Source organism: Nocardia sp. MH4, from assembly GCF_019266065.1.
GTDB lineage: Bacteria > Actinomycetota > Actinomycetes > Mycobacteriales > Mycobacteriaceae > Nocardia > Nocardia canadensis.
In genome coordinates, this window is sequence record NZ_LPNR01000078.1 from 1 (window position 1) to 26407 (window position 26407).

At 71.4% G+C, this 26407-nt stretch carries 21 protein-coding genes and 1 pseudogene; 11 read left to right on the top strand and 11 right to left on the bottom strand.

Annotated features, from left to right (window positions below; translation table 11 throughout):
* The 3 genes and pseudogenes from ATM97_RS08015 to ATM97_RS08025 all read left to right on the top strand — a co-directional run.
* Window positions 1-308: pseudogene (locus ATM97_RS08015) on the top strand (hypothetical protein); the annotation flags it as partial.
* Between the two features lie 157 nt (window positions 309-465).
* Entirely contained in the window at window positions 466-1044 is a 579-nt protein-coding gene (locus tag ATM97_RS08020; protein ID WP_110037079.1) for a sigma-70 family RNA polymerase sigma factor, read from the top strand.
* Entirely contained in the window at window positions 1037-2152 is a 1116-nt protein-coding gene (locus ATM97_RS08025) for an anti-sigma-D factor RsdA (protein ID WP_218717318.1), read from the top strand. The genes ATM97_RS08020 and ATM97_RS08025 overlap by 8 nt, the downstream gene beginning before the upstream one ends.
* Window positions 2153-2285: 133 nt before the next feature.
* Here ATM97_RS08025 and ATM97_RS08030 read toward each other — a convergent pair whose 3' ends face one another.
* Window positions 2286-2699 (bottom strand): DUF5319 domain-containing protein, encoded by a 414-nt coding sequence (locus ATM97_RS08030; RefSeq protein WP_011207424.1) that lies wholly within the window; start codon window positions 2697-2699, stop codon window positions 2286-2288.
* Between the two features lie 217 nt (window positions 2700-2916).
* Here ATM97_RS08030 and guaB point away from each other — a divergent pair, with 217 nt between their 5' ends.
* On the top strand, window positions 2917-4461 hold the full coding sequence (guaB, locus tag ATM97_RS08035; protein WP_305082650.1) for an IMP dehydrogenase: 1545 nt from the start codon (window positions 2917-2919) through the stop codon (window positions 4459-4461).
* 317 nt (window positions 4462-4778) lie between these two features.
* Window positions 4779-5933 carry a GuaB3 family IMP dehydrogenase-related protein gene (locus ATM97_RS08040; protein WP_218717349.1) on the top strand — a complete coding sequence of 385 codons (1155 nt, stop codon included), beginning with the start codon at window positions 4779-4781 and terminating at the stop codon, window positions 5931-5933.
* On the opposite strand, the gene ATM97_RS08045 is transcribed toward ATM97_RS08040, so the two are convergent.
* Window positions 5930-6730, bottom strand: a complete 801-nt coding sequence (locus ATM97_RS08045; protein WP_218717319.1) for an alpha/beta fold hydrolase — start codon at window positions 6728-6730, stop codon at window positions 5930-5932. The genes ATM97_RS08040 and ATM97_RS08045 overlap by 4 nt on opposite strands.
* 110 nt (window positions 6731-6840) lie before the next feature.
* On the opposite strand from ATM97_RS08045, the gene guaA reads away from it, so the two are divergent.
* Window positions 6841-8415, top strand: coding sequence for a glutamine-hydrolyzing GMP synthase (gene guaA / locus ATM97_RS08050; protein WP_218717320.1), 1575 nt, complete (start codon window positions 6841-6843; stop codon window positions 8413-8415).
* Between the two features lie 4 nt (window positions 8416-8419).
* On the opposite strand, the gene ATM97_RS08055 is transcribed toward guaA, so the two are convergent.
* The 6 genes from ATM97_RS08055 to ATM97_RS08080 form a co-directional block, all read right to left on the bottom strand.
* Complete coding sequence (locus tag ATM97_RS08055; protein WP_218717321.1) at window positions 8420-8557, bottom strand: hypothetical protein; 138 nt, start codon at window positions 8555-8557, stop codon at window positions 8420-8422.
* 77 nt (window positions 8558-8634) lie between these two features.
* The gene (locus ATM97_RS08060; protein WP_218717322.1) at window positions 8635-8844 is read right to left on the bottom strand and encodes a hypothetical protein; all 210 of its coding nucleotides are present in this window, start codon (window positions 8842-8844) and stop codon (window positions 8635-8637) included.
* The gene (locus ATM97_RS08065; protein WP_255587388.1) at window positions 8837-10615 is read right to left on the bottom strand and encodes a PspC domain-containing protein; all 1779 of its coding nucleotides are present in this window, start codon (window positions 10613-10615) and stop codon (window positions 8837-8839) included. The genes ATM97_RS08060 and ATM97_RS08065 overlap by 8 nt, the downstream gene beginning before the upstream one ends.
* A gap of 72 nt (window positions 10616-10687) precedes the next feature.
* A complete protein-coding gene (locus ATM97_RS08070) occupies window positions 10688-14416 on the bottom strand; it encodes an NACHT and WD repeat domain-containing protein (protein ID WP_218717324.1) in 3729 nt (1242 codons plus the stop codon).
* Window positions 14417-14622: 206 nt separating this feature from the next.
* Complete coding sequence (locus ATM97_RS08075) at window positions 14623-15252, bottom strand: MspA family porin (protein WP_218717325.1); 630 nt, start codon at window positions 15250-15252, stop codon at window positions 14623-14625.
* A 171-nt stretch (window positions 15253-15423) separates the two neighbouring features.
* Window positions 15424-16566 (bottom strand): N(5)-(carboxyethyl)ornithine synthase, encoded by a 1143-nt coding sequence (locus ATM97_RS08080; protein WP_218717326.1) that lies wholly within the window; start codon window positions 16564-16566, stop codon window positions 15424-15426.
* A 240-nt stretch (window positions 16567-16806) separates the two neighbouring features.
* Between ATM97_RS08080 and ATM97_RS08085 the strand changes: the two genes are divergently transcribed.
* Together ATM97_RS08085 and ATM97_RS08090 are read left to right on the top strand one after the other, a co-directional pair.
* Window positions 16807-18303 (top strand): PspC domain-containing protein, encoded by a 1497-nt coding sequence (locus ATM97_RS08085; RefSeq protein ID WP_255587391.1) that lies wholly within the window; start codon window positions 16807-16809, stop codon window positions 18301-18303.
* Window positions 18304-18429: 126 nt separating this feature from the next.
* Window positions 18430-19071, top strand: a complete 642-nt coding sequence (locus ATM97_RS08090; RefSeq protein ID WP_374104838.1) for a response regulator — start codon at window positions 18430-18432, stop codon at window positions 19069-19071.
* Here ATM97_RS08090 and ATM97_RS08095 read toward each other — a convergent pair whose 3' ends face one another.
* On the bottom strand, window positions 19072-20202 hold the full coding sequence (locus ATM97_RS08095; protein ID WP_218717327.1) for a serine/threonine-protein kinase: 1131 nt from the start codon (window positions 20200-20202) through the stop codon (window positions 19072-19074).
* A gap of 211 nt (window positions 20203-20413) precedes the next feature.
* On the opposite strand from ATM97_RS08095, the gene ATM97_RS08100 reads away from it, so the two are divergent.
* The 3 genes from ATM97_RS08100 (at window position 20414) to ATM97_RS08110 (ending at window position 24030) form a co-directional block, all read left to right on the top strand.
* Window positions 20414-21163 carry a hypothetical protein gene (locus tag ATM97_RS08100; RefSeq protein ID WP_218717328.1) on the top strand — a complete coding sequence of 250 codons (750 nt, stop codon included), beginning with the start codon at window positions 20414-20416 and terminating at the stop codon, window positions 21161-21163.
* Window positions 21164-21434: 271 nt separating this feature from the next.
* Window positions 21435-23006: a DNA polymerase Y family protein gene (locus ATM97_RS08105; RefSeq protein WP_218717329.1), complete on the top strand. Its 1572-nt coding sequence runs from the start codon at window positions 21435-21437 to the stop codon at window positions 23004-23006.
* Between the two features lie 100 nt (window positions 23007-23106).
* The gene (locus tag ATM97_RS08110; RefSeq protein ID WP_218717330.1) at window positions 23107-24030 is read left to right on the top strand and encodes a sucrase ferredoxin; all 924 of its coding nucleotides are present in this window, start codon (window positions 23107-23109) and stop codon (window positions 24028-24030) included.
* Here ATM97_RS08110 and ATM97_RS08115 read toward each other — a convergent pair.
* Window positions 24010-25230: a cytochrome P450 gene (locus ATM97_RS08115; protein WP_218717331.1), complete on the bottom strand. Its 1221-nt coding sequence runs from the start codon at window positions 25228-25230 to the stop codon at window positions 24010-24012. The two genes, ATM97_RS08110 and ATM97_RS08115, sit on opposite strands and share 21 nt — an antisense overlap.
* A gap of 82 nt (window positions 25231-25312) precedes the next feature.
* Window positions 25313-26284 carry an SDR family NAD(P)-dependent oxidoreductase gene (locus tag ATM97_RS08120; RefSeq protein WP_218717332.1) on the bottom strand — a complete coding sequence of 324 codons (972 nt, stop codon included), beginning with the start codon at window positions 26282-26284 and terminating at the stop codon, window positions 25313-25315.
* Window positions 26285-26407: the final 123 nt, after the last annotated feature.

A 26407-nucleotide genomic window follows, 5' to 3' on the forward strand; every position in this document is an offset into this window, starting at 1 on the left:
TGCGCGACGCCGAGACCGCGGTGGCGCTCGCCGCCGCCCTGCCCTCGGTGCGGCACCGGGTGAAATCGGCGCTGCTGGTCGCCGCCGCGACCGCCGCCACGGGCGACCTGGACGGGTCGGCGCGACGGGCCCGCGCGGTCGACGACGAGTGCCGCGAACACGGCCTGTTGCCCCTGCGCTGGGCCACGGCGCTGCTGCGTGCCGGGGTGTGCGCGGAGGCCGAGTCGCGGGCCGCCGCAGCCGAAGCCGCAGATCATGCGGCCCGAATCCGCGCATGGGGTGGGGATTTCACGGCGCCGTCCTGGTGACCCCTCCCCGGTGATCTTCCTGAGAGGTCTCATAGAAGGGGCCAGGCCCGCTAGCGGGTGATCAACGGGTCGCTATTGTTAGTCCCGTTCCGCCCCTTCGGTGGAAGCTCGGTCACATTGGACCGCGCCACTCGTAACGCCAGGAAAATCTCTGACGATGACGCATATGGGCGAAGAGTTGGACCTCGCCGTCGCTGCGGCTGCGCAGGGCGACAGGACTGCTTTAGCTCAGGTACTGGAACTGATCCGTCCGCTGGTAGTCCGCTACTGCCGGGCCAGGATCGGGGCCGCGGAGCGCGGGCAGCTCTCCGCGGATGATGTTGCGCAAGAGGTCTGTTTGGCTGTGATGACCGCCCTGCCCCGCTATCAGGATCAGGGTCGGCCCTTCATGGCCTTCGTTTACGGCATCGCTTCGCACAAGGTCGCCGACGCCCATCGCAACGCCGCCCGTAACAAGGCGGAGGCGATGGCCGAAGTACCAGATGTCATATCCACCGACCAGGGACCGGAGCAGCGAGCTCTCGACTCGGAGACGAGCAGGCAGATGAACACTCTGCTGGCAACACTCCCCGAGAAACATCGGGAAATCCTGATCCTGCGCTTGGTCATGGGTCTGTCAGCAGAGGAAACCGCAGTCGCCGTGGGCAGCACGGCGGGGGCGATACGAGTAGCCCAGCACAGGGCACTCGCGAAACTGAAGTCACAAGTGGCGAGGGCAGGTGAAATGTATGGCTAGGGATGGCGAGCGCGGTCGAGGCGACCGGAAGGTTTGGCGTGGGTCGCACGACAGCGGTCCCTACGCCGCCGAGGATGCCGGTGATTCCGGTCCGGTCGACATCGCGGCGGTGCGCAGCGATGATGCGCTGATCGACGCGATCGCGAGCGACGGACCGGTGCGTACCGACAGCCCCGAGGAGTTCCAGCTGGCGTCGTTGCTCGCGGATTGGCGAGCTGACCTGCTGGCCGAGCCGATGCCCGCGGGTCCTGATCTGGACACCGTGTTCGCGGCGGTCAATCAGGAGATCGGCGCGCGGCAGGTTCGAGTCGGAGCTTCCTCGCGCGGACGTCTACGGCTGGTACGACCCATTCTCGGCGCGGCCGCGGCACTGGCCGTGGTCTTCGGCGGCATCACAGCGTTCTCCTACAGCGCGGCACCCGGCGATCCGCTGTGGCGCGTCAAGGAGGTCGTGTTCAGCGAGCAGGCGCAGTCGACCGTCGTGGCACGTGCCGACGACGATCTCGTCGCCGCGCAGAACCTGCTCGACGCCGGTAATCCGGAGCAGGCGCGGGCCCGGCTGGAACAGGCTTCGGCCACCGCGAGCCAGGTCAACGACCCGGGCAAGCGGGAGGATCTGGTCGCCCGCTGGAACCTGCTGCGTGACGAGCTGGCCAAGCGCGCGCCGGAGATCGCCGCCCAGCTGGCGCCGTCGGCGCCGACCTCACCCGGACAGACCAAGCCCACCTCACCGTCGCCGGCCTCGCCGACCCCCAACCCGGGCAGCACCGCTCCGGTGGCGCCGACCGGTCCCGGTGGTACCGCCGACCCGTCCTCGGAGCCGCCGGTGATCCTGCAGACGCCGGGTCCGGGTTCGGAGACCAAGCCGCTCGTTCCGCCGGTCACCGTCGAACCCACGGTGCCGCCGGTGACCACCGTGCCGACCACACCACCCCCGGTGACGGTCGACCCGACCACCCCGCAGACAACCATCGCCGAACCACCGCCGGTCACCGTGCCGACGGTGGTCCCGACGTCCGCTCCGGTGCCACCCACGGTGCCACCGACCCTGCAGACGCCGCCGGCCATGACGATCCTGCCCGCACCGCCCGCGGTGCCGTCACCCTGATCGTCGCGTTCTGACGACGAAGGCCCCGAACCTCAGGTTCGGGGCCTTCGTCGTTGGTGTCTGTCGATGCCGTGCGGCAACCGTCCCCCGCGCACGCGTGACCGGAGCGGGGGAGCGGCGCCCAGCGGACGGCTCAGCTGTCGAAGCCGTCGAAGCCGTCGCCGTGGAACGCCTCGTTCATCGAGGCGTCCGCGTAGCCGCGGCAGTAGTCCCAGGTGACGTACGCCTCGGGCGTCGGGTCGTAGGCGGGCTCGTGCGGACGGACGGTGCCGTCGACGAGTAGCTGGAGCAGGTTCGCCCGCAGCATGTCCCAGTCGTGGTAGTGATCTTGCCGACAATCCTCGCAGCTGACGACGAGCCCGCGGATGCCGCGATGGGCCAGCAGGGCTTCGTAGACGGCGAGGTCGGCGAGATCTTCCTCGACCGCGAGGCGCTCATGAGGATCCAGCGGCTCACCGGGCTCGATCGCATCGAGCGCGGCAGACGGGTCGGAGGGGTCTCCGGCGAAGGGATCCGGCGGCAGGCCAGGTGGTAGATGGTCACGCACATCCCCACGGTACGCAGTACTTGGTGGTCTGCGCCAGCGATGCACCGGGCAAGTTTGCCGCGGGGCTCACTTCACAGGCGTGTTCGCCCGCCGGATACCATGGAATGCAGGCGTCGGCGAGCTTGTTCTCACCGACCATCAATCATTTCCGCTCAGCACCGTCGCGCTGCATCTATCGGCGTCGGTTGCTACCGACGACCAGGAGGGGTCGATCCGAATGAGTAATCCCGTGTCGGGCGAACGAATCGCGGTGCGCCCTCCTACGGGTGGCGACGATCCGACCAAGATCGCCATGCTCGGCCTCACGTTCGACGACGTGCTGTTGCTGCCTGCCGCCTCGGATCTCATCCCCAGTTCCGTCGAGACCTCCAGCAGGCTCACCAGGGAGATCACCCTGCGCACCCCGCTGGTGAGTTCGGCCATGGACACCGTCACCGAGGCCCGCATGGCCATCGCGATGGCGCGTGCCGGTGGTATGGGCGTGCTGCACCGCAACCTCTCGGCCGCCGATCAGGCCGCCCAGGTGGAGACGGTGAAGCGGTCGGAGGCGGGCATGGTGACCGACCCGGTCACCTGTCGTCCCACCGACACCCTCGCCGAGGTCGACGCCATGTGCGCCCGGTTCCGCATCTCGGGTCTGCCCGTGGTGGACGAGACCGGCGCGCTGGTGGGCATCATCACCAACCGTGACATGCGTTTCGAGGTCGATCAGGATCGTCGCGTCGACGAGGTGATGACCAAGGCGCCGCTGATCACCGCCCAGGAGGGCGTCACCGCCGAGGCCGCGCTGGGTCTGCTGCGCCGCCACAAGATCGAGAAGCTGCCGATCGTCGACGGCAACGGCCGCCTGCGCGGCCTGATCACGGTCAAGGACTTCGTCAAGACCGATCAGTACCCCAACGCCACCAAGGACCGCGACGGCAGGCTGCTGGTCGGCGCCGCGATCGGTGTCGGCGAGGACTCTTGGTCGCGCGCGATGACGCTGGGCGACGCCGGGGTCGACGTGCTGATCGTCGACACCGCTCACGGTCACCAGTCGCAGGTGCTGCAGATGGTCGCCAAGGTCAAGGCCGAGGTGGGCGACCGGATCCAGATCGTCGGCGGCAATGTCGCCACCCGCGCGGGCGCCGCGGCGCTCGTCGAGGCGGGCGTCGACGCTGTCAAGGTGGGTGTCGGTCCCGGCTCGATCTGCACCACCCGCGTGGTCGCCGGTGTCGGCGCCCCGCAGATCACCGCGATCCTCGAGGCCGTCGCCGCGTGCAAGGCCGCCGGTGTGCCGGTCATCGCCGACGGTGGCGTGCAGTACTCCGGTGACGTCGCCAAGGCCATCGCGGCCGGCGCCTCCACCGTGATGCTCGGCTCGCTGCTCGCGGGCACCGCCGAGGCCCCCGGTGACCTGATCCTGGTCAACGGCAAGCAGTTCAAGAGCTACCGCGGCATGGGTTCGCTCGGCGCCATGCAGGGACGCGGCCAGGCCAAGTCGTACTCCAAGGACCGCTACTTCCAGGACGACGTGCTCGCCGAGGACAAGCTGGTCCCCGAGGGCATCGAGGGACGCGTGCCGTTCCGTGGCCCGGTCAACCAGGTGATCCACCAGCTCGTCGGCGGCCTGCGCGCGGCCATGGGCTACACCGGTTCGCAGAATATCGAGCACCTGCAGAACGCGCAGTTCGTGCAGATCACCGCGGCGGGCCTCAAGGAGAGCCACCCGCACGACATCACCATGACGGTCGAGGCCCCGAACTACACCGGGCGTGGCTGAGTACAATAGCTGCGTTTGTGCGCCGGAGGGCCGACCTCCGGCGCACAAACACGTGGGCAACTCGCACCTGGCAGGGGCTTGCGGTCCGCTGACCAACAGCGAAGGCTGGCGTCGAGATGTTGTCGGCCTTCCAACACCAACGTTCCCCGCACCCGCGACCTCGAGGAGCGGCGGCCACGCAGTGGCCGGTTCGCGGCCGGGCCGCCGGTCAGGCGCCGCGGCGTAGGCGACGCAGGAGCAAGCCGCGGTGACCGACCGGCGGCCCCCAGGGGGCCGCGAACTCGAGCGCGCCAGCGCTCAGAAAGCAGAGCGTGACTGTGCGTGACATGGTGGAAATCGGAATGGGCAGGGTCGCGCGGCGGACCTACGAGCTCGACGACGTCGACATCGTCCCCTCGCGGCGGACGCGCTCGTCCAAGCAGGTCTCGCTGGCCTGGCAGCTCGACGCCTACCGTTTCGAGATCCCGGTGCTCTCGCACCCGACCGACGCGCTGGTCTCCCCGGAGTTCGCGATCGAGCTGGGTCGCCTCGGCGGCCTCGGGGTGATCAACGGTGAGGGCCTGTGGGCCCGGCACGCCGACGTCCAGGACAAGGTCGATCAGCTGATCGATCTCGTCGACAAGGGGGGTTACGAACGCGCGATCTCCCTGCTGCAGGAATTACACGCCGCGCCCATGCAGCCCGATCTGCTCGCGGCCGCGGTCGCGCAGGTGCGCGCCGCGGGCGTGACGACCGCGGTGCGGGTCAGCCCGCAGAACGCGCGGGCGCTGACCCCGGCGCTGGTGCAGGCCGGGGTCGACCTGCTGGTGGTGCAGGGCACCATCATCTCCGCCGAGCATGTGGGCGACGGTGAGCCGCTGAACCTGAAGACCTTCATCGCCGAGCTGGACGTGCCGGTCGTGGCCGGTGGCGTGAGCGACCACCGCACCGCGCTGCACCTGATGCGCACCGGCGCCGCGGGCGTCATCGTCGGCTACGGCTCCTACCCGGGCGCCACCACCACCGGCGAGGTGCTCGGCATCGGCGTGCCGATGGCGACCGCGATCGCCGACGCCGCCGCGGCCCGCCGCGACTACCTCGACGAGACCGGCGGCCGCTACGTGCACGTCATCGCCGACGGTGACGTCGCCACCTCCGGCCAGCTCGCCAAGGCGATCGCCTGTGGCGCCGACGCCGTGATGCTCGGTGTGCCGCTGTCGGTGTCGGCCGAGGCGCCCGGGCGGGGCTGGTACTGGCCCTCGGCGACCGCGCACCCCTCGGTGCCGCGCGGCTCGTTCCTGCCGGTCGACGAGTCTTGGCTCGACGGCGCCGACGGCACGGTGACCCGCCCGAACCTCGAGCGCGTGCTCTACGGCCCCTCCGACGACCCGTTCGGCTCGCTGAACCTGGTCGGTGGCCTGCGCCGCTCGATGGCCAAGGCCGGCTACTCCGACCTCAAGGAATTCCAGAAGGTCGGGCTCAGCGTCCGCTAGCGCACGGGGGTCAGGGCGACCCTTTCCCGCAGGAACCGTGCGATCGCCGCGTTGACCGGTTCTGGGTGGGTCATCGTGACGGCCAGCCGGGCGCCATCGATCTCCATGAAGGTGGAGGCGGTGAGCCCGTCGGCCAGCGTGCGGGCGCGCGTGCCCGCGATGCCGCTGTGGGTGGCGTGGATGATCAGTGCGGGGCAGGTGATCTCGCGCAGCCGGTCCAGCACGGAGTCGCGTCCGAGCAGGCAGCCGACGGCGGCGTCGAGGCCGTTGTGCGCGTCGCTGACCCAGCGTTTGGTCCACACGTCGCGATGCCGATCGTCGTCGCCGATCAGCCAGTCGGCCAGGCGGCCCGCCGCTTCCTCGCGCGAGCCCTTGTCGTGCCACTCGTCGAGGAAGCGCTGGGTCGCGGTGGACTGCTCCCTGGTCGGCCCGTGCGCCTCGGTGCTGATGAGGATGAGCGCGGCGACCCGCTCCGGCGCCACCAGCGCGGTCCGCAACGCCGTGAATCCCCCTTGCGCGGTGCCGCCGACCACGGCGCGCTCGGCGCCGATGTCGTCGAGGACCGTCAGCGCGTCGCGCGCGGCGGTCCAGTACGTGAACGGCAACCGCTGATCCTTGGTGCGGCCGTGTCCGCGCGCGTCCCAGGCCACGATCCGGAATTCGGGTGCCAGCACGGCCTGCTGCGCGGCGAACATGGTGCGGTCCATGAAGAATTCGTGGGCGAGCAACACCACCGGCCCCGTGCCACCGCTGTCCTCGTAGTAGATGTCGGCATCGATCGCGCGGGCGAATGGCACGAGCACGAGGATAGCCAGCCCGACCGGGGATTGCGCAATGTTCTCCCAACGCGTGTGCGCGCACCGATGCCCGCTGCTCGGCCCTCGTGCGGCGTCACTAAACTGTCCCGGTGGCAGAAACTCAGAGACCGGTCCTCGTCGTCGACTTCGGCGCACAGTACGCCCAGCTGATCGCCCGCCGGGTGCGCGAGTCGCGCGTGTTCTCCGAGGTGATTCCACACACCATGACGGTGGAGGAGATCGCCGAGAAGCAGCCGCTGGCCGTCATCCTGTCCGGTGGCCCGTCCAGTGTGTACGCCGAGGGCGCGCCCCAGCTCGACGCCCGGCTGTTCGACCTGAACGTGCCGGTGTTCGGCATCTGCTACGGCTTCCAGGCGATGGCGCAGGCCCTGGGCGGCACGGTGGCCCACACCGGCACCCGCGAGTACGGCCGCACCGAGCTCAACATCGACGGTGGCGTGCTGCACGGCGGCCTGCCGACCATCCAGCCGGTCTGGATGAGCCACGGTGACGCCGTGACCGACGCCCCCGAGGGCTTCGAGGTCACCGGCACCACCGCGGGCGCCCCGGTCGCCGCCTTCGAGGATCGCGCCCGCCGCCTGGCCGGCGTCCAGTACCACCCGGAGGTGCTGCACTCGCCGCACGGGCAGCAGGTGCTGAGCCGCTTCCTGCACGAGCTGGCTGGTATCCCCGCGCAGTGGACCCCGGCCAACATCGCCGAGGCCCTGATCGAGGACGTGCGCGCGCAGATCGGCGACGGCCACGCCATCTGCGGTCTGTCCGGCGGTGTCGATTCCGCCGTCGCCGCCGCGCTGGTGCAGCGCGCGATCGGTGACCGCCTCACCTGCGTGTTCGTCGACCACGGTCTGCTGCGGGCCGGCGAGCGCGAGCAGGTGCAGCAGGACTTCGTCGCGGCGACCGGCGCCAAGCTGGTGACCGTCGACGCGGTGGACAAGTTCCTGGGCGAGCTGAAGGGCGTCTCCGACCCGGAGGAGAAGCGTAAGATCATCGGCCGCGAGTTCATCCGCTCGTTCGAGGACGCGGTCTCGGGCATCGTGCTCGAGGAGGGCGCGGCCGCGGGGACCGCGCCGAAGGTCGAGTTCCTGGTGCAGGGCACCCTGTACCCGGACGTCGTCGAATCCGGCGGCGGCACCGGCACCGCGAACATCAAGAGCCACCACAATGTCGGCGGCCTGCCCGACGACCTCGAGTTCGACCTGGTCGAGCCGCTGCGCCTGCTGTTCAAGGACGAGGTCCGGGCGGTCGGCCGCGAGCTGGGCCTGCCCGAGGAAATCGTTGCCCGCCAGCCCTTCCCGGGCCCCGGTCTGGCCATCCGCATCGTCGGCGAGGTGACCGCCGATCGGCTCGACCTGCTCCGCCAGGCCGACGCCATCGCCCGCGAGGAACTCACCGCCGCGGGCCTGGACAAGCAGATCTGGCAGTGCCCGGTCGTGCTGCTGGCCGACGTGCGCTCGGTCGGTGTGCAGGGCGACGGCCGCACCTACGGTCACCCGATCGTGTTGCGCCCGGTGTCGAGCGAGGACGCGATGACCGCGGACTGGACCCGCCTGCCCTACGACGTGCTCGAGCGCATCTCCACGCGCATCACCAATGAGGTGTCCGACGTCAACCGCGTGGTGCTCGATGTGACGAGCAAGCCGCCGGGCACCATCGAATGGGAGTAGGGCGCTAGGCCGGTCGCCGTGGCGGCGCCACCTGGGTGAGCAGCAGCCTGCCGAGGAGGAAGCCGCCGGGCGGCCGATGGGTGGTCGGCGGCAGCGCCTTCGCCAGCGGAGTGGGCTGCCGATCGGATCGGGAATCGTCCATTGCCGTGTGTCCTCCGACGACAATGGCCCGTCACGGTGACGGGCCATTGTCGTATCTCGGTGTTCGGTGAGCTTTCGTCAGTGTCGTTTGCCGCGCGGGGAGATCGTCAGCATCAGGCCGATGACGATCGCCGCGATCACCACGCCCCAGCCGATCGGCAGGATGCCGCCGCTGTCGGGGGTCGGTGCGCCGAGCAGCGCCCAGACGCTCAGGGCCAGGGCGATCAGCCCGGTGCAGAGCAGGGAGAACGCCGGTCGGCGGGGTTCGGTGCCGGTCGGGTCAGCCACGGGTCACCTCCACGTCACCCAGGTGCATCTTGATGTGCAGGTCCAGGACCGGGGCGCCCGGTGTTTTCGGGCCGCTCAGCCCTTCGACGCAGGTCGCGTCGGCCACCCGGATGTCACATGTCGTGTTCACTGTCATCCCTTCGGGCAGGTGCACTTTCGCGTCACCGATGTTCACCGCCACTTCGACGCTGCGCGATTCGGTGAGGTTCAGGCCCCGCAGATCCAGAGTGCCCGAACCGATGTCGAGGGCGTAGCGGGGCTGGAGTTCCGACACCGAGGTGGGCGCCCAGACGCGATCGCCGATGGCGCCGCCGTTTTCGAAGTCGATCGGCCCGATCAGCGAGGCCAGCAGGACGAACCCGGCCAGCGGGGCGGTCAGTACCAGCAGTCCGTAGCCGCGCCGCAGGAACGCGCCCGCGATCAGCCCGAGCCCGACGACCGCGAGCGCGACGGCCGCGATCCGCGCCGGGGTCATCCATTCGACGCCCGAGGCCGCGGCCGCACCGGCGAACGCCGCCGCCAGGATCGCCAGGCCGATGGTGACCGGGGTGAGCCGCGACCGCGGCTTCTTCGGCGGCGGGGGCGGCACCGCCACGGCGTAGCGCGGTGCCGCCTCGGGGAGCTCCCAGGCCAGCGGCGCGATGCCGAGCGGATCGATGCCGCTGGGCACCTGCGCGCCGCTGCGCGGGAAACCCGGTGTGGGCGAGGGGAGGTCCGTGCGGAGGACGGCGGTCGCGGCGAGCCCGAGGTCCTGGATCGGCGCGGGTGTCGCCACCTCGGCCGATCCGGCGTCGCGCTTGTCGAGATCGATGGTCGTCGTGGGATCGCTCGAATCGTCCACGGCGCGGACGAGATCGGTCGATGCGGCATGCGGGGTGGCTTCCGCTGCGTCGGGCTCGGCCGTGCTGGCGGGCGTCGAGGTGGCGGTGTCCATGTCGGCGGGTGGGTTCGTCGTGTCGTCTACCGCTGCGGCCGCGGCGGATTCGCTCGTCGCGACCACGTCGACTACGTCCGCCGAATCCGACGCGTGCGCGACGTCGGTGGGGCCGGGTTCGGCGGTGGCCGGTGCGAGGTCCTTGTGCAGGACGATCGTCTCGGTGGTGTCGACCCGGAGCAGGGGCGTGGATTCGGCTGCGTCGGTGCGGGTTTGCGCGCGAGGCGGCACGGTTGTGGCCGGATCGGGGACGTAGGCGTCCGGCAGCTTGGTGTAGGGCGTGTACATCCCGGTCGGTGGCACATCGGGGACGTACGGGTACCCGCGGACCGGCACGCCGGTCGGGTAGCCCGCGGCCGGGTAGCCCGCGGTGCCGAGTGATTCGGCGCGGACGGTGTCGAAACCGCTGGGCAGTTCGGGGTGCCGGATGTAGAGCATCCACCAACCCGCCAGCATGAGTCCCATGCTGACCACCCCGGAGCCGCCCATTCCGAGCCCCACCGGACCCATGGTCGATACCGCGATCGCCAGCGCGACGATCAACACGATCGTCTTGGTCTGCGAGTGCGTGCCGCGCGCGTGATCGGTCAGCGCCTCGGCCGCCGACGCCTCGTTCCCCGCGGAGCTGAGCACCAGCCACGCGAGCAGATACAGCACGATGCCCGCGCCACCGAAGATCGTCGAGACCACGAACGCCACCCGCAGCAGCACCGGATCGACGCCGTAGCGGAGCCCGAACCCGGCCGCGACGCCGGCGATCGGCCCCTGCCGCGGCAGCCGGACGGGCCGCGTATGCCACATCTGCTGGATCTGGTCACCGAAGCTCGTTCTGCTCATGTCCTCCATGGTGTGCTCGACCAGTCCTTTCGCACATCGGGGTGAACCCTGAGGTTTGCCCGGGTTCCCCGGTCAGGCGCAGGGTGGGCGGTAGGAGACGTTCGGGACCTGACGGTGCCAGACGGGTTCGGTGAGCGCGTCGCCGGTGGCCGCGCAGATCCGGGCGGCGACCTGCTCGGGGTCCAGCTCCCAGACGCCGAGCTGGCCGTTGTCGGTGATCACGACCAGCTGTTCGCCGTCGGGATGCACGACCACCCGGCGATTGCGTCCGTCGGCGGGCCCGATCGGGCCGACGCCCTTGTGGGGTGCGCGCGGGTCCTCGATGGACCACAGCACGGTGGTCCCGTCATCGCTGGACAGGGCCAGACTGTCGCCGCCGATCGCGGTGGACAGCGAGATGATCGGGGACATCTCGGTGCGGATAGGGTCGGTGAGCGGCGCGATCGATCCGGGCTCCGCGACCGCCCACAGCCGGAAGTTGTCGAACTCCGTCACGATCATCGTGCGGTTGTCGGGCAGCAGCTGGGACGGCTGGAAGGTGGTCGTGGCGTGGGCGTCCACGGTGCCGATCAGTCGTGGATGGTCCGGGTCGGCCAGGCTCCAGATCTGGCGCAGGTACGGCTGCGCGCTGTCGCCGGGGTCGTAGGACATGGTCTCGAGCCGGTCGCCGTCGGCGGCGAAGCGGCCCGAGGAGAACTGCCCGTGTGTCGCGGTGAGCGGTGCTCCCCGGCGCACCGGTGCGGCCCGATCGGTGACGTCCCACAGCTGGAGCGTGGAGCCGTGGATCACCATCATCCGGTCGCCCTCGACGATCGATTCCGTGGTGTCGTCGGCGGGCCACGGTGCCAGCGGGCGCGGGGCCGCTGGATCGTCGAGGGCGAACACGAGTCGCTGGGCGCCGTATCGGTCGTGGACCGAGAGCGTGCGTCCGTCGGAACTCAGCGCCGGGTCCGACCGGCCGGGCGCACCGGCGATCGTGGTCACCCGGACCGGGCGTCGGGGATCGCTGGTGTCCCAGACCACGAGGGACCCGCTGGCGGACAGCACGGCCATCCGGTCGCCCGCCTGATCGAACACGGGCGTGAACGACGAATGCGGTGCCGTCGTGACCATCGATCGGGGCATCGTCCACAGGCGCAGCGATCCGTCGTTGCCCGCGCCGGCCAGCGTCGACGTGCCGGGCAGCTCGATGAGCGAGCGCGGGCCGCTGTCACAGACCGAGGCGACGGCCTGCAGGCAGGGGCCGGGACTCACCGCCAGCGCGGGTCCGGCCGGCTCCGGTTGGGCCGGATCGATGATGTTCCACAACCGGCCCGCTTCGGCGGAGCTGGTCGCGAGCCCGGTGCCGTGCCCGGTGAAGGCGATCGAGTGCAGGACGTCGTTGTCGACCCGGAAGGGCGAGCCGTAGCGACGTGGGCGATCGGGGTCGGTGACCTGCCAGAGTTCCACCCGGCTCGATTGCGGGCCCGCGGCCTCGGCCGATCCGTAGGTGCCGACGGCGAGCATCGTGGCGTCCGGGCTGAACGCGAGGTCGCGAAAATGATCGCTGCCCGGGATGACGATGGGGGCGCCGACCGGCCGTGCCGTCACCGGATCGCGGACATCCCACAGCTGCACCACATCGGGCGCCCCGGTGTCGAAGACGAGTCTGCCGATCGCGAGCAGGGCGCCGTCGGGACTGAACTCGACGACCGATTGCACGTGCGCGGAGCCGTCACCGGGCAGCTCGATGCGGCGTACGGGACCAGGCCGCTCCCCGAGGGACCAGAACGTCACCGTCGTCGCGTCCGACTCGACGAGGTGGGTGCCGCGCGGGCTGACCGCCATCGACTGCCGCCGACCGGGGGTGAGGGTCTGGAGCAGCCGCGGTGCCTCCGGCCGTGCGAAGTCCCACCACTGCACGCCGGACGGCCCGTTGGTGACCGCGCCGGTGCCGCCGGGGACGAAGGCCAGCACATCGATGGGGACGGCGAAATCGGATGCGATTCGTCGCGGTCGCCGCGCGTCGGTGGTGTCCCAGAAGCGGGCATGGCGGGCGAGATCGATGGAGACCAGCAGCCCGTCCGCCGGGCGGGCGACCAGGGTGTCGATCTGCTGGTCATGGGCGGGAATCGTGGTCGCGAGCGGCAGTTCCTGGCTGTTGAGCAGCTGGGTCCTGCTCGCCGGGTCGGGGCGCATCCGGAACGCGGCCAGCGACAGCTGCGCCGACAGCGACGGATCGCTGGTCCTGCTCCGCTGGGCGGCGGCGACCAGCTCGGTGTAGTCGCGGTCCGCGGTGCGCTGGTCGGCGAGCTTGCCGCGGTCCCAGGCGACGACACCGGTAGCCAGCAGCGCGAGCACCACGGCGGCGGCACCGGCCCGTCGGCGCCGGCCGAACCGGGCCGATCGCCCGGAGGCGTCGAGGAAGGCGCGGGCCCGCGGGCTGGTCGCGGTGCCACGGGCGTGCTCGTTCGCGCTGTCGAGCCGGGTGCCGCGATAGAGCAGCGCGGGATCGCGGGCGGCCGCCTCCCATTCGGTGGCGTCGGTCTCGAGGCGCTGGCGGACCAGGTGTCCGACCCGATCGGTGTCGATCCACCCGCGCAGCCGGGGCCAGGCGGTCAGCACGATCTCGTGGGAGAACTGCACCGAGTCCGCGTCCAGGGCGAGCAGCCTGCTCGCGGCGAGCACGTCCAGCGCCTGCCCCGCGGCGGTGGGATCGGCGCCCCGGGCGAGCAGTTCGGTCCGGCCGACGACGCGGCGGGTATCACGCGTGTCCTGGCCGACGGTGACCAGCGAGCCCAGCAGTTCCTGGGCGGCGTCCTGCTGGGCCGGGGTGAGTTCGCTCCACGCCGATTCGGCGGTCTCGGCGACCGACCCCGCCACCGCGCCCGCCGTGCGATACCCGGCGACGGTGAGTTTGCGGCCCTCGCGCTGCTGCCAGGTCGCGGCCATCACATGTGAGAGCAGCGGCAGGGCACCGGGGTCGTAGCCGTCGGTGTCGGCGTGCGCGCCGAGCCCGCGCAGCTCGGTCAGCACCAGCTCTTCCAGGCCCTGTTCGAGGGTGAGACCGGCTGCGGCCGCCGGCCCGGTGATCGCGCGCGAGACCTCGTCCAGCGACATCGGACCGAGCAGATAGTCGTTGTGCTGCAGGCTGTCCCGCAGGATCGGATGGTGCAGGCAGCGCTCGTAGAAGTCGGCCCGCAGCGCCAGGACCACGGTGAGTGGATCACGCGGGCGGCTGGTCAGCTCGGCGAGCGCGGTCAGGAACGCCGAGCGCTCGGCCTCGTCCGGGCAGAGGGTGAACAGTTCCTCGAACTGGTCGACGACGAGCACCCGGAGGTCGGGGCCGAGCGCGGCGGCCAGCCCGGCGGTCGGTGCCGTGCCCGGTGTCATGGTGGCCGACGGCAGGTCGAGGGCCGGGCGCAGGCCCGCGGCCAGCAGCGAGGACTTGCCCGCGCCCGAGGCGCCGATCAACACCACGATGCCGGTGGTGGCGCGGACCAGGTCGACGAACGCGGTGGTGGCCTGTTCACGTCCGAAGAACAGCGCGCGCTCCTCGGCCCGGAAGGCCCGCAGGCCAGGGTAGGGGCAGGTGTCGCCCTCGCTCGCCGTCGCCGTCCAGGTCACCGATTCCTGCCACAGGCGCCGCCATTCGTGCGGGTCGGCGAGCCTGCGCGGCAGTTGATGCTGGGCTTTTTCGGTCAGCTCGACCAGTGTCAGGATCACCGGCAGCAGCGATTCGAAGCGGGCGGGTACGTTGCGCCCGGCTTTCCAGTCACTGATCCGCTGTGCCGACGGCGTGCCGGTCTGGGTGTTGCGCATGCGCCGCTCCGTGGCTGAGGCGACACGGCGCAGCGTCGGATTGCCCGCTGCGGCATAGAGTTCGGCGAACCGCTGCGCGAAAAGCGCACGTGGCGAAGAACTCTCCTGATCCTCGATGGTCAAAGAACCCCCCGTTCGGTGAAAACGACCGAGGAGAATGATATTTGGCGCATCGGGACCCGGCGCGCCGCCGGGTCCCGATGCGGTCAGAGGAACATGGTGTCGCCGAAGACCGAGTTGGTCGCGCTCACCTGCGGCGTGGTCGCGGTGACCGTCGCCCAGGAGTAGATGTTGAGCGGCCCGCCGCAGTTGCCGACCATCAGATGGAAGTCACGGTTCACCAGGTAGGTGGTGCCCGTGCCCAGCGGCATGCTCCCCACATCGATCTTCTTGATCTCGCCGGGCGCCAGCGACAGGCTCAGATCGAGCCCCGCCGAGATCGACGGACCGATATCGGCCGACGCGTCCGGTCCCGACGAGCCGAACCCGATGGTGGCCCCCGCGCTCACCGAGATCCCGCCGTCCAGTCCCACCGACAGCGTCACGTCCACCGCGCAGGCGACGAGGTAGCCGGACTCGAGCGTGCCGCTCGCCCCCGGGGGCGCCGTCACGTACGCGGTGTTGTCGAGGAACACCTCCCGGTTGGTCGGCATGGCGTTGAGCGCGGGCACCTGCCGGTAGGACTGCTCGGTGTGGCCGAGGGTCAGCTCGAAGCCCGCGGGTCCGTGATAGGTCGTCTCGTGCGGGGCCATCGGTGTCGCCGAGGCGACGGGAGCGATTCCGACGGTGGTCAGCGCGATGGTGGCGGCGCCCAGCACGGTGGTGATGATGTTCAACGTTCCTCCCCTGTGTGTGGGCCGCTGTTTCCGGCCCGTCATCAAGGTAGGAATTCGTCCGGTGCCGACGCTGGCAACGGACCCGCTCTGAAGCCGATAATCGCAGGTGAGAGTGCTGTGTCCGGTTGTCCGGTCCGGACAGGAATCCGCCCCGAACAGCCCGGAACCGGGTCAGATCACCGCGTACGGGTACCCGGCGGCACGGCCCTGGAAGGACAGGATGCGGGGGTTCTGGACGCGGCCGTCGCGGATCTCGACGGCGCGCCGGATGGTCTCGCTGCCCTCCCAGGCGTCGGGGCCGGCCAGCACGATCGGGACGTACTCGAGCAGTGCCTCGGAGTTCTCCCAGGTGGCCGAATCCCAGAGAAACGAGGGACTGTGGTCGACCCCGTAGTGGTGCAGATCGGCGCCGAGGGTGAACATCGGGTCGGCGAAGGTCGTCGGGCGCGCCCAGGAGAAGCCCATACCCTCGTCGCAGGAGACGTCGATGAACAGGGTGCCGCGGGCGAACAGCTCGAGATCGTCCTCGGTGACGAACATCAGCGGTTCCTCGGTGTCCTGGAACATGCAGTTGACGATCACGTCGTAGGTGGCCAGCACTTCGGCCAGCGGCCCCGGCTCGGGCGCCTTCAGCGCGAGCGTGCGGCTCGGGTCGGCCGGGTCGCGCTGGAAGTGCTGCATGCGCACCGAGGCGAACGGCGAGGCCACCGCCGACACGCTGCGCTGGGTCAGCACCGTCACATCGCTGATGCCGAGTGCCGAGAGCGCGCGGACCGCGCCGCGCGCTGTCGCGCCGAAGCTGATCACCGCCGCCCGCTTGCGACGCCCGTAGTCGCCGGTGATGCCGCGCAGTTGCAGGGCGTGCATGACCGAGCAGTAGCCGGCCAGTTCGTTGTTCTTGTGGAAGACGTGGACGCTGAAGTTGCCCGCCGTGGTCCAGTGGTTCATCGCCTCCCAGGCGATCAGGGTCAGCGCGCGGTCCACGGCCAGCTGGGTGATCCGCCGGTCCTGCACGCAGTGCGGCCATCCCCACACGATGGTGCCGGGCCGCATCTGTTCGAGGTCTTCGGCCAGCGGCTTGGCCAGCAGCAGCACGTCGCATTCGGCGAACAGTTCCGCGCGGGTGCGAAAGCCCGCGACCAGGGGCGCGAGGAGTTCGTCGGGATAGCCGAACCGGTCACCGTAGCCGTGTTCGAGGAAGATCTGACCGCGCAATCCCGGATCGATCCGGTCCAGATGGGCCGGGTGGATCGCCAGCCGGTGTTCGTTTTCCTTGCGGGAGGTCGCGACAAGGCCGACGGTCAGGCGCTTCACAGTTGCTTCACCTGGTCAGCCTACGCGTACCGGGCGGCGCGGAAAGCGGCAAGATCAGGGAGATTCCCGATGCCGGGGGCCGCGCGAGCGTGCCAGTATCGAAGGATGGATCCGTCTGTTCCCGCCCGCGCCGCCGCCCAGGGGCCCGTCGCCCCGCGCGGGTACGGCACCGCACCGGGGAACAACGCCACCCCGCCGCCGAACCGCGCACCCCGCTATCCCGGTGGCCCCGGCGCCGCGATGAACCCGGGCGGACACCGGCACCCGAAGGGCCCGCAGCGCTTCGTCGCACGGGCGCTCGGCAACGGCCAGGCCGTCTACGGCACACCGCACCCCTACGTCCCGCAGCCGCAGTTTCGCCCCGCGCCCGGCTACTACCCGGCCGGGTACCCGACGCCGTCGGGGTACGGCGTGCCGCGGGGCTACCGGCCGGGCGTGCTGCCGACGCCGGGCCCCGAGCCCGTCGGCCCGCCGCTGCCGGAGACCCCGCGACTGGTCCGCCGGACCGGTGGCCGGGTGGTCGGTGGCGTCGCCGGTGGGCTGGCCGATCATCTCGGCGTCGACGTGTTCAAGGTGCGGATGGCGTTCGTGCTGCTGTCGGCCCTGGTCGGCGCGGGCCTGGTGGCCTACGGGCTGCTGTGGATCTTCACCCCGGGCGGCAACGACGCGGCCAAACCGACCGGCGACGAGCGCAGGCAGGCGATCGGCCTGGCCCTGCTCGGCCTCGGTCTCGCGGTCACCGTGGGTTGGCTGTTCCAGGGCACCGCCGCGAAGGTGATCGCCCCGATCGTGGTGGTCGCGGTCGGTGCCGCGCTGGTCTGGCGCGAGTACGACGTCGCCGCGCCCGGACCTCGCGCGCTGTTCGGGCTGCCCGCGCGGCCGTCGGTGGTCACCTGGTCGCGGATCGTGGCCGGGGCGACGCTGATCGTGGTCGGCCTCGGCGTGGTGGTGCTGGCCAGGATCGACCTGAGTTCGCTCGGATCGGCGTTGATCGCGGTCGCGGTCACGCTGGTCGGCGCGGGCCTGCTGACGGTGCCGCTGTGGCTGCGCATGGTCCGCGCGCTCAACGCCGAGCGCGGCGCCCGCATCCGCAACGAGGAGCGCGAGGAGATCGCCTCGCACCTGCACGATTCGGTGCTGCAGACCCTCGCGCTGATCCAGCGGCAGGCCGAGGACCCGCAGGAGGTCCTGCGCCTGGCCCGCAGCCAGGAACGCGAACTGCGCAAGTGGCTGTTCGACGACACCGCCCCCGCCCAGTCCAGCCTGGCCGCCGCGCTGCGCACCATCGCCGGTGAGGTGGAGGACCAGCACGGGGTGAAGGTCACCCCGGTGACCGTCGGCGATGTGGCGATGGACCCCGGTGACACCGGCGCGGGCCTGCCGAAGGAACACTTCACCGCGCTGCTCGGCGCGAGCCGGGAAGCGCTGGTCAACGCGGCCAAGCACGCGGGCGTCCCCGAGATCGACCTGTTCGCCGAGACCGAACCGCATCAGGTGAGCATCTTCGTCCGCGACCGCGGCGCCGGTTTCGACACCTCGGCCGTGCCCGCCGACCGGCGCGGTGTCGCGAAGTCGATCTGCGCCCGCGTCGAACGCCGCGGCGGCACCGCCGTCATCGACTCGACCATCGGTCGCGGCACCGAGGTGCGCATCGTGATGCCGCGCTCGGACTCCGGCACCTCGGACCCGGCCGCCGACGCCGCCCCGGCCGACGCGCCGCTCCCGCCCGAGGCATGAGCGATCCGCAACGGCTGCCCCCGAGCGATATTCGTGGGCCCGATGCCTCGGTCCGAACCGACATTCACGGTCGTGTGGTACCGATGAGAACAAGTCGATCGCCGGTGGGATGAGAGTGAGCTGTCAGTGAGTGTTCGGGTGTTCCTGGTCGACGATCACGCGGTGTTCCGGTCCGGCGTGCGCGCCGAACTGAGCCGCGAGACCGACATGGAGGTCGTCGGCGAGGCGGGCGCGGTGGCCGAGGCGGTCGCGGGGATCGACGCGGCCAAACCGGATGTGGTGCTGCTGGACGTGCACATGCCCGACGGTGGCGGTGTCGCGGTGCTGACCGGGATCGCCGACGGCCCGGTGTGCCTGGCGCTGAGCGTGTCCGATGCCGCCGAGGACGTGATCGCGGTGATCAGGGCGGGCGCGCGCGGGTATGTCACCAAGACGATCTCCGGCGCCGAACTGGCCGACGGCATCCGCCGCGTCGCCGGGGGTGACGCCGTGTTCAGTCCGCGGCTGGCCGGTTTCGTCCTCGACTCGTTCACGGGCCGATCGCCGGTGCCCGAGCCGCCGCTCGATCCCGAGCTGGACTCGCTCACTCCGCGCGAGCTCGAGGTCCTGCGCCTGCTGGCCCGTGGCTACACCTACCGCGAGATCGCCGAGACCCTGTTCATCTCGGTGAAGACGGTGGAAACCCACGCCTCCAACGTGCTGCGCAAGACCCAGCAGTCCAATCGCAACGCGCTGACCCGATGGGCCCATCGCCGCCGGATCGAGTGATCACATCACCGCGATGATGATCGCGATCAGGATGACCAGGCCGATCAGCACGCCGGCGCCGATGGCCAGCGGCGCCCCGTTGGGCAGGTTGTCGACGAAGCTGCCGCTGCGCTGGGCCGGTGCCTGGGCGGCGGCCAGCGGGGCGCGCTGCGGGCGCGGCAGCGGGGCGGAATGCGGGCTGCGCAGGCCGCTGGCGGAGTTGCGGGCGGCCCAGGACGGGATGGTGCCGTCCTCGGTGCGCAGCGGCACGCCGAGGATGTAGGCGGCGGTGCCGGGGCCGAAGGCGGCGGTGAGGATCTCGTCGCGCGCCTGGGCCATCGTCGGGCGGCGCTGCGGGGCCGGTTCGAGCATGTGCAGCAGCGGCTGGGTCAGGATGCCGCTGCGGCTGGGCGGGATGATCCGGCCCATCGCGGCCCGGGTGACGACATCGTTCTCGTCGTCGTCGAAACCGAACGGCGGCTGGCCCTCCAGCGCGGTGTAGAGCGTGGCGCCGAGGGAGAACACGTCGCTGGCCTCGGTGGGCTGGGCGCCGCGGGCGACCTCGGGCGGCAGGTAGGCGGGGGTGCCGGTGATGGTGCCTTCCGGGTCGTCGCCGTGGGTGTCGCCCGCGCCGCGCGAGATGCCGAAGTCGCTGAGCTTGGCCTTGCCGAGATCGGGACCGCGATCGGCGACGAGGATGTTGCCCGGCTTGATGTCGCGGTGCACGATGCCTGCGGCGTGCGCGGCGGCGAGCGCGTCGGCCACCTGCGCGCCGATCTGGGCGACCTCGACCGCGGGCAGCGTGTCGAACAGCGTGAGCGCCTTGGCCACGCTGCGCGAGGGTAAGTACTCCATGACGAGCCAGGGTTCGCCCGCCTCGATCACCACGTCGTAGACGGCGATCGCGTGCTCGTGCGACAGCTTGGCCGCCACCCGGCCCTCGTGCACGATGCTGCTGCGGATGCGCTCGGCCTCGGCCTCGCTCAATCCCGCCGTGGAGAGCACCTGCTTGATCGCGACCTCACGGTTCAGCAACCGGTCCGTCGCGAGCCAGACCGCGCCCATGCCACCGCCGCCCAATTTCGACTGCAGGCGGTAGCGACCCGCGACGAGGTAGTCGGGGCCGATATGGGGACGAGCACGTTCGGTCACGGGTGCGAGGGTAGTCGAATATGCCGATGACTGGCCGGTATCACGACGCGCGGGTATAAGGGGGCCCGCTGTGGACACGGGGCGGGGGTGGGTGTCACCCTGGTCGCGATCGAACGTATATTCGAATACGATCGATAGCTGAAACGGTGCTGCCGTTCCGGTGCCGGGCGGTTCTCCGCTCGCGGGTCCATCGTGGAAGTAGGTGGTGTTGATGGGTTCGGATGCGTTGTCGCCCGAGGTGGCGGCCCGGGCGCGCACGCTCGACGAACTGCGCAGGCGGATGGCCGCGGTACCGGGCCGAGGCGAGTCCGCCACCGGGCACATCCCCCGTGAACAGCCATTACGTCGCGATCTGTTGCCGGTGCCCGCGCCGCTCGCCGAACTGTTGCCCGAGGGTGGCCTGCCCAAGGGTGCCGTGGTCGCCTATACCGGCGCGCACTCGTTGCTGTCCGGTCTGCTCGCCGCGGTGACCGGAGCCGGTGGCCACGCCGCGGTGGTCGGCCTGCCCCGGCTGGGTTTGCTGGCCGCCGCCGAGATGGGCGCGCAGCTGTCCCGGCTGGCCGTGATCCCCGATCCCGGCCCCGATCCGGGCGAGGTGGCCGCCGTCCTGCTCGACGGCCTCGATCTGGTCGTCCTCGGGCTCGACGGCGTCGCCGTCCCACCCGCCCGCTGCCGGGTCCTCGCCGCCCGCGCCCGCAACCGCGGCGCCACCCTGGTCGTCGCGGGCGGTACCTGGACCAATCCGTCGCTGCGCCTGGACACCCGCGTCACCGGCTATCGCGGTCTCGGCCCGGGCCGCGGCCGCCTGCGTTCGGTCTGCCTGGACGTGCGCGTCAGCGCCAAGGCGGGCCCACCCCGGCACGGCCGGATAGACCTGTGCGCCAAGGCCGGTCGCACCGAATGGCTCGCCCGCGAAGCGGAGACCCGCGCGGCGGCCGACCTGCGGGAGGCCGTGTCGTGACCGGCCGGCGGCGGCCATCCGGTCAGGCGCCGATCGCCTGCCCGACGGCCCCGCCGAGCCCGGGCCGCCGCACGGCGGCTCGACCGATCACGGTGTGCCCCGAGCCCGCGACGACAGTGGCGACGGCGCCGAGGCTGTCATCGGCCTCGACCGGTGGTTCCGCGCCGGAGCCGCGTCCCGGCGGTCGGCCGGGGCGGTTCCCCCGCCGGTGGCGAACGCTGACCAGCGGTGGACATCCGGCCGCCGACGGTCGTCGCGTCGGGGACAGCCGATGACGCGGGCCGAGCGCGTGCTGGCGTTGCTGTGTCCGGACTGGCCCGCGGTGGCGGCGGCCGCGGCGGCGGGGGTGCCCGCGGATCGTCCGGTGGCGGTGCTGCACGGGAACCGGGTGGTGTCGGCGTCGGCGATCGCCAGGGCCGAGGGTGTGCGCGAGGGCGTGACCCGCAGGGAGGCGCAGTCGCGCTGCCCCGATCTGGTGGTCGCCCAGGCCGATCCGGACCGGGACGCCCGGCTGTTCGAACCGATCGCCTGCGCGGTCGACGCGACGGTGCCCGGTGTCGAAGTGCTGCGCCCTGGCCTGCTGGTGCTCGGCGCGCGGGGCGTCACCAGGTTTTTCGGTTCCGAGGAAGCGGCGGCGGTCCAGCTGATCGACGCCGTGGCGGTGGCGGGCGCCGAGGCCCAGATCGGCATCGCCGACGCCCTGTCGACCGCGGTGCTCGCGGCCCGCCGCGCCGCGTTCGTCCCGGTCGGCGGCGGCGCCCGCTATCTGGCGCCGCTCCCGGTGGCCGAGCTGGCGGCCGAATCCGCGCTGGCCCCGCCGGAACGCGCCGATCTGGTCGACCTGTTGCACCGCTTGGGATTACGCCGGGTCGGCGACTTCGCCCGGCTCGCCCCCGCCGACGTCGCCTCCCGCTTCGGCGCCGACGCGGTGCTGGCCCACCGCCTCGCCCGCGCCCTGCCGGAGCGGGCGCCCTCCGCGCGCAGGCCACCGCCGGAGCTGAGCGTCGACCTCGACTGCGATCCGCCGATCGACCGGGTCGACGCCGCCGCTTTCGCCGGCCGCACCCTCGCGACCCGGTTGCACACCGCCCTCACCGCCGCGGGTGTCGCCTGCACCCGGCTGGCCGTCACCGCGCGCACCGAGGCGGGGGAGGAACTCTCGCGGATCTGGCGCTGCGCGCGCCCGCTCACCCCGCTCGACACCGCCGACCGCATCCGCTGGCAGCTCGACGGCTGGCTCACCCATCGCGATCGCCCGACCGCGCCGATCGTCGCGCTGCGCCTGGAACCGGTCGAGGTGGTCGCGGCGGGCGCGCTGCAACTCGGCCTGTGGGGCGGGGAGGGCGAGGAGACCGAACGGGCCCGCCGCGCGCTGGTCCGGGTGCAGGGCCTGCTCGGCGGCGAAGCGGTGCGCGTCGGCGTGCTCAGCGGCGGGCGCGGTCCCGCCGAGCGGATCACCATGATCGCCCTCGGCGACGAGCTCACCCCGGCCACCGACCCGTCTCAGCCCTGGCCCGGCCGGCTCCCCGAGCCCGCGCCGACACTGCTGCTCCTGCACCGGCCCATCGTGCACCTGACCGCCGCCGACGGCACCGCCGTCGAGGTCACCGACCGCGGCCTGTTCACCGCCGACCCGGCCCGCCTGCACTGGGGTCGCAGGCAGTGGGCACTGCTCGGCTGGGCGGGCCCGTGGCCGGTGGACGAGCGCTGGTGGGCCGCCGCCGAGCAGGCGGGTCCGGCCGCCCGCGCCCAGGTCCAGCTCGACGCCGAACCCACCGAGATCAGGGCCGTGCTGCTCGTCTACGACGCCGCCGCCTGGCACGCCGAGGGCGTCTACGAATGACCGAACACAGGGTGCCCTTACCGCTGGCTCCGGCGCCGGTTCTACAGTGAAACGACGCCTGTTCCGGATCGGCCGGACATCGGTCGTGGAAGGAGCCGTCATGAACCCGTTCGAGAGCATGTCGTGCTCGGTGGCCGCGACGGAGCTGTCCCTGCTCGGCACCGCGGCGCATGTCACCGGCTGGCTGTGCATCGAGCATCCCGGTGCCTGGGGCCACGACGTGATCGGTGACGAGGTGCTCGGCCCGGAGATCACCGCCGAACTGGCCGCCCGCACCACCGCCGCGAAGGTCCGCCCGACCCTCATCCGCCGTCCCGGCCGCAACGAGTTCACCGGCACCCGCACCGTGCTGCTGGTCAGCTCGCGCCCCGAGGGTTCCTGGTGCGAGCGGTTCGAGATCACCGACCTGCGTCAGCTCCTCGACATCGACCTGCATCTGGTCGACGGCCCACCGCCGGGAATCGGTGCGCGCGTGGACGAGCCGCTGGTCCTGGTGTGCGCGCACGGCAAACGCGACCAGTGCTGCGCCCGGCTCGGCCGCCCGATCGCCGCCACCCTGGGCGCCGCCCATCCCGACCGCGTCTGGGAGGCCTCGCACACCGGCGGCCACCGCTTCGCCCCCGCCGTCGTCCTGCTCCCGTCCGGTCTCACCTACGGCCGCGTCGACGCCGACGCCGCCGAGGCCATGCTCGCCGCCGCCGACACCGGCGCCGTCTCGCTCACCGGCCTGCGCGGCCGCAGCTGCTACGACCCGATCGGCCAGCTCGCCGAAGTCGCTGTCCGCGAGCGGTTCCCGGCCCTGCCCGCCGACGCCCTGGTCGTCGAGCCCGATTCGAGCCACACCGCCGACCCGACCCTGGCCGGCGCCGCCGTCGTCACCCATCGCGACGGCCGCCGCTGGCGCGTCACCGCCCGCACGGTCCCCGCTCCGCCCCGCAAGGCCAGCTGTGGCGGCGCGCCGAAACCGGCCACCTACCTGGAAACCGCCGCGGTGGAGGAACTGTCAGTGCAGGCGCACCGGTAGTTCGGTCAGTCCGCGGATGAGGGTGCTCGTCTGATACCGCGGATCGTGGGCGTCGGGGGCGAGCGTCAGGGCGGGGAAACGGGAAAGCAGCGCGGTGAAGGCGATCTCGGCCTCCAGCCGGGCCAGCGGCGCGCCGACACAGAAATGGATGCCGTGGCCGAAGGCGAGGTGGCCGTTCGCCGCGCCGTCGACCCGGAGATCGTCGGGGTCGGGGAACCGGTGCGGGTCACGGTTGGCCGCGACGAGCGCGACGTGGACGAACTCGCCCGCGGGAATCTCGATGTCGCCCACCGTGATCGGCTCGGCCGTGACGCGCTCGGTGGACATGTTCACCGGGCCGTCGAAGCGCAGGAACTCCTCGACCGCCGCGGGCACGCCGGCGGGATCGTCGAGCAGCGCCCGCCACTGTTCGGGCGCGCGCAGGAGCGCGAGGGTGCCGTTGCCGATCAGATTGACCGTGGTCTCGTGTCCGGCGACGAGCAGCAGGAACGCCATCGCCACCAGCTCCTGGTCGGTGAGGCGGTCGCCGTCGTCGTCGGCGAGCACCAGCCGCGAGAGCAGATCGTCGGCGGGCCGCTCCTGCTTGGCGCGCACCAGGTCCGACAGGTAGGTGTGCATCTCGATCGCGGCGGTGGCGCCGTCCTGGGTGAGCCGGTGCACGCCGACGAGCAGTCGGGTCCAGGCCTGGAAACGGTCGCGGTCCGCGAACGGCACGCCCAGCAGCTCGCAGATCACCGCCACCGGAAGCGGAGTGGCGAAGGCGGCCATCAGGTCTACCTCGTCCTCGGCGGCGAATCCGTCGAGCAGCGCGTCGGTGATCTCCTGGATGCGCGGTCGCAGCACCGCCACCTGCCGGGTGGTGAAGGCCTTGTTCACCAGTTTGCGCAGCCGGGTGTGCCCCGGCTCGTCGGTGTTGAGCATGTGATCGGACAGCACCAGCGCCCGGCTGTCGACCAGTGTCCCCGTCCGGCTCGCCATGGTCGCCGCGAGTTCCGCGATGCCCTTGTGCAGCCGTGAATCCGCCAGCAGGGCCCGGCCCACCGCGTAGTCGAGGACCACCCACCGGACGATGTTGTCCGGAAACCGCACCCGATGCACGATCCCGCGCTCCCGCCATCGGCGATAGTAGGAGTGCGGATCGTCGTAGAAATCGTTACCGATGGTCTCGACCGTCGCAGGGCCCGAGTGATTCGCCGCCATGGCTCCAGGCTACGCCGACCGCGTCGCCACGAACTCGGGAAATCGGGCGAATTCAGCTGCTACACAGTAGCTTTCGCGCGACTCACCAATGGGTACCCGGCACCCAGCGCGCGGCGCGTCGCAGGGCGCTGCCGGTGGCCTTGCGCGCCGCCGACTTCGGTTTCGGCTCCGTTCGCGGCGCCGTCGGTTCGACGGCCGGTTCGGCGGGGTCGACCGATTCGCCCTTGGCGGCGGGGGAGTCCGGCAGGGCGCGGTAGTAGCGGTGCAGGATGCGGTCGCGCAGCTTGGGGGTGAGCAGCGCGCCGTACTCGGCGAAGGTGCCGAGCGGGACGTCGATGCGCTTGGGGCGCTCGGTGAGGGCGCGGACGATGGTGGCGGCGGCCCACTCCGGTGATTCGGAGGGGCCCTGGTCGCCACTCGGCGCGATCATCGGGGTGCGCACCAGCGGCATGTGGATGGTGGTGAAAGTGACGCCGTCGGCCAGGGTTTCGACGGCGGCGACCTCGGTGAACTTGTCCAGCGCCGCCTTGCTGGCGAGGTAGGCGGAGAAGCGCGGGGTGGCGACCTGCACGCCGGCGCTGGAGATGTTGACGATGTGACCGAAGCCGCGTTCGCGCATCTGCGGCAGCAGCGCCAGCGTCATCCGCAGCGCGCCGAAGTAGTTGACCGCCATGGTGCGCTCGAAGTCGTGCAGGCGATCGGTGGACCGGTGGATGGCGCGGCGGATGGACCGGCCCGCGTTGTTCACCAGCATGTCGACGTGGCCGTGCTGGTCGAGGATCGCCTCGACGGTCGACTCGACGGACTCGGCGTCGGTGACGTCGCACTGATAGCCGTGGGCTCGGCCGCCCGCGTCGACGATCTCGGCGACCACGGCGCCCAGTTCGTCGCCGCGGCGGGCGAGGAGGAAGACCACGGCGCCCTTGTCGGCGACCGCCAGCGCGGCGGCGCGCCCGATCCCGGACGACGCGCCCGTGATCACGACATGACTGCCGGTCAGATCGTGCCGCCGCCGACCGCGACGGCCCTGTGTACCGGGAGAAACCTGTGACATCACTGCTCCTTTGCAGCTCGTTCCCTCGAACTTACTCCAAAGTAAGTTCCGGGACCAGGTCTGGCGAAAAACTCGAAAATATGTTCGAACACCTCTCGCCAACATTCGAACGTATGTGCGATA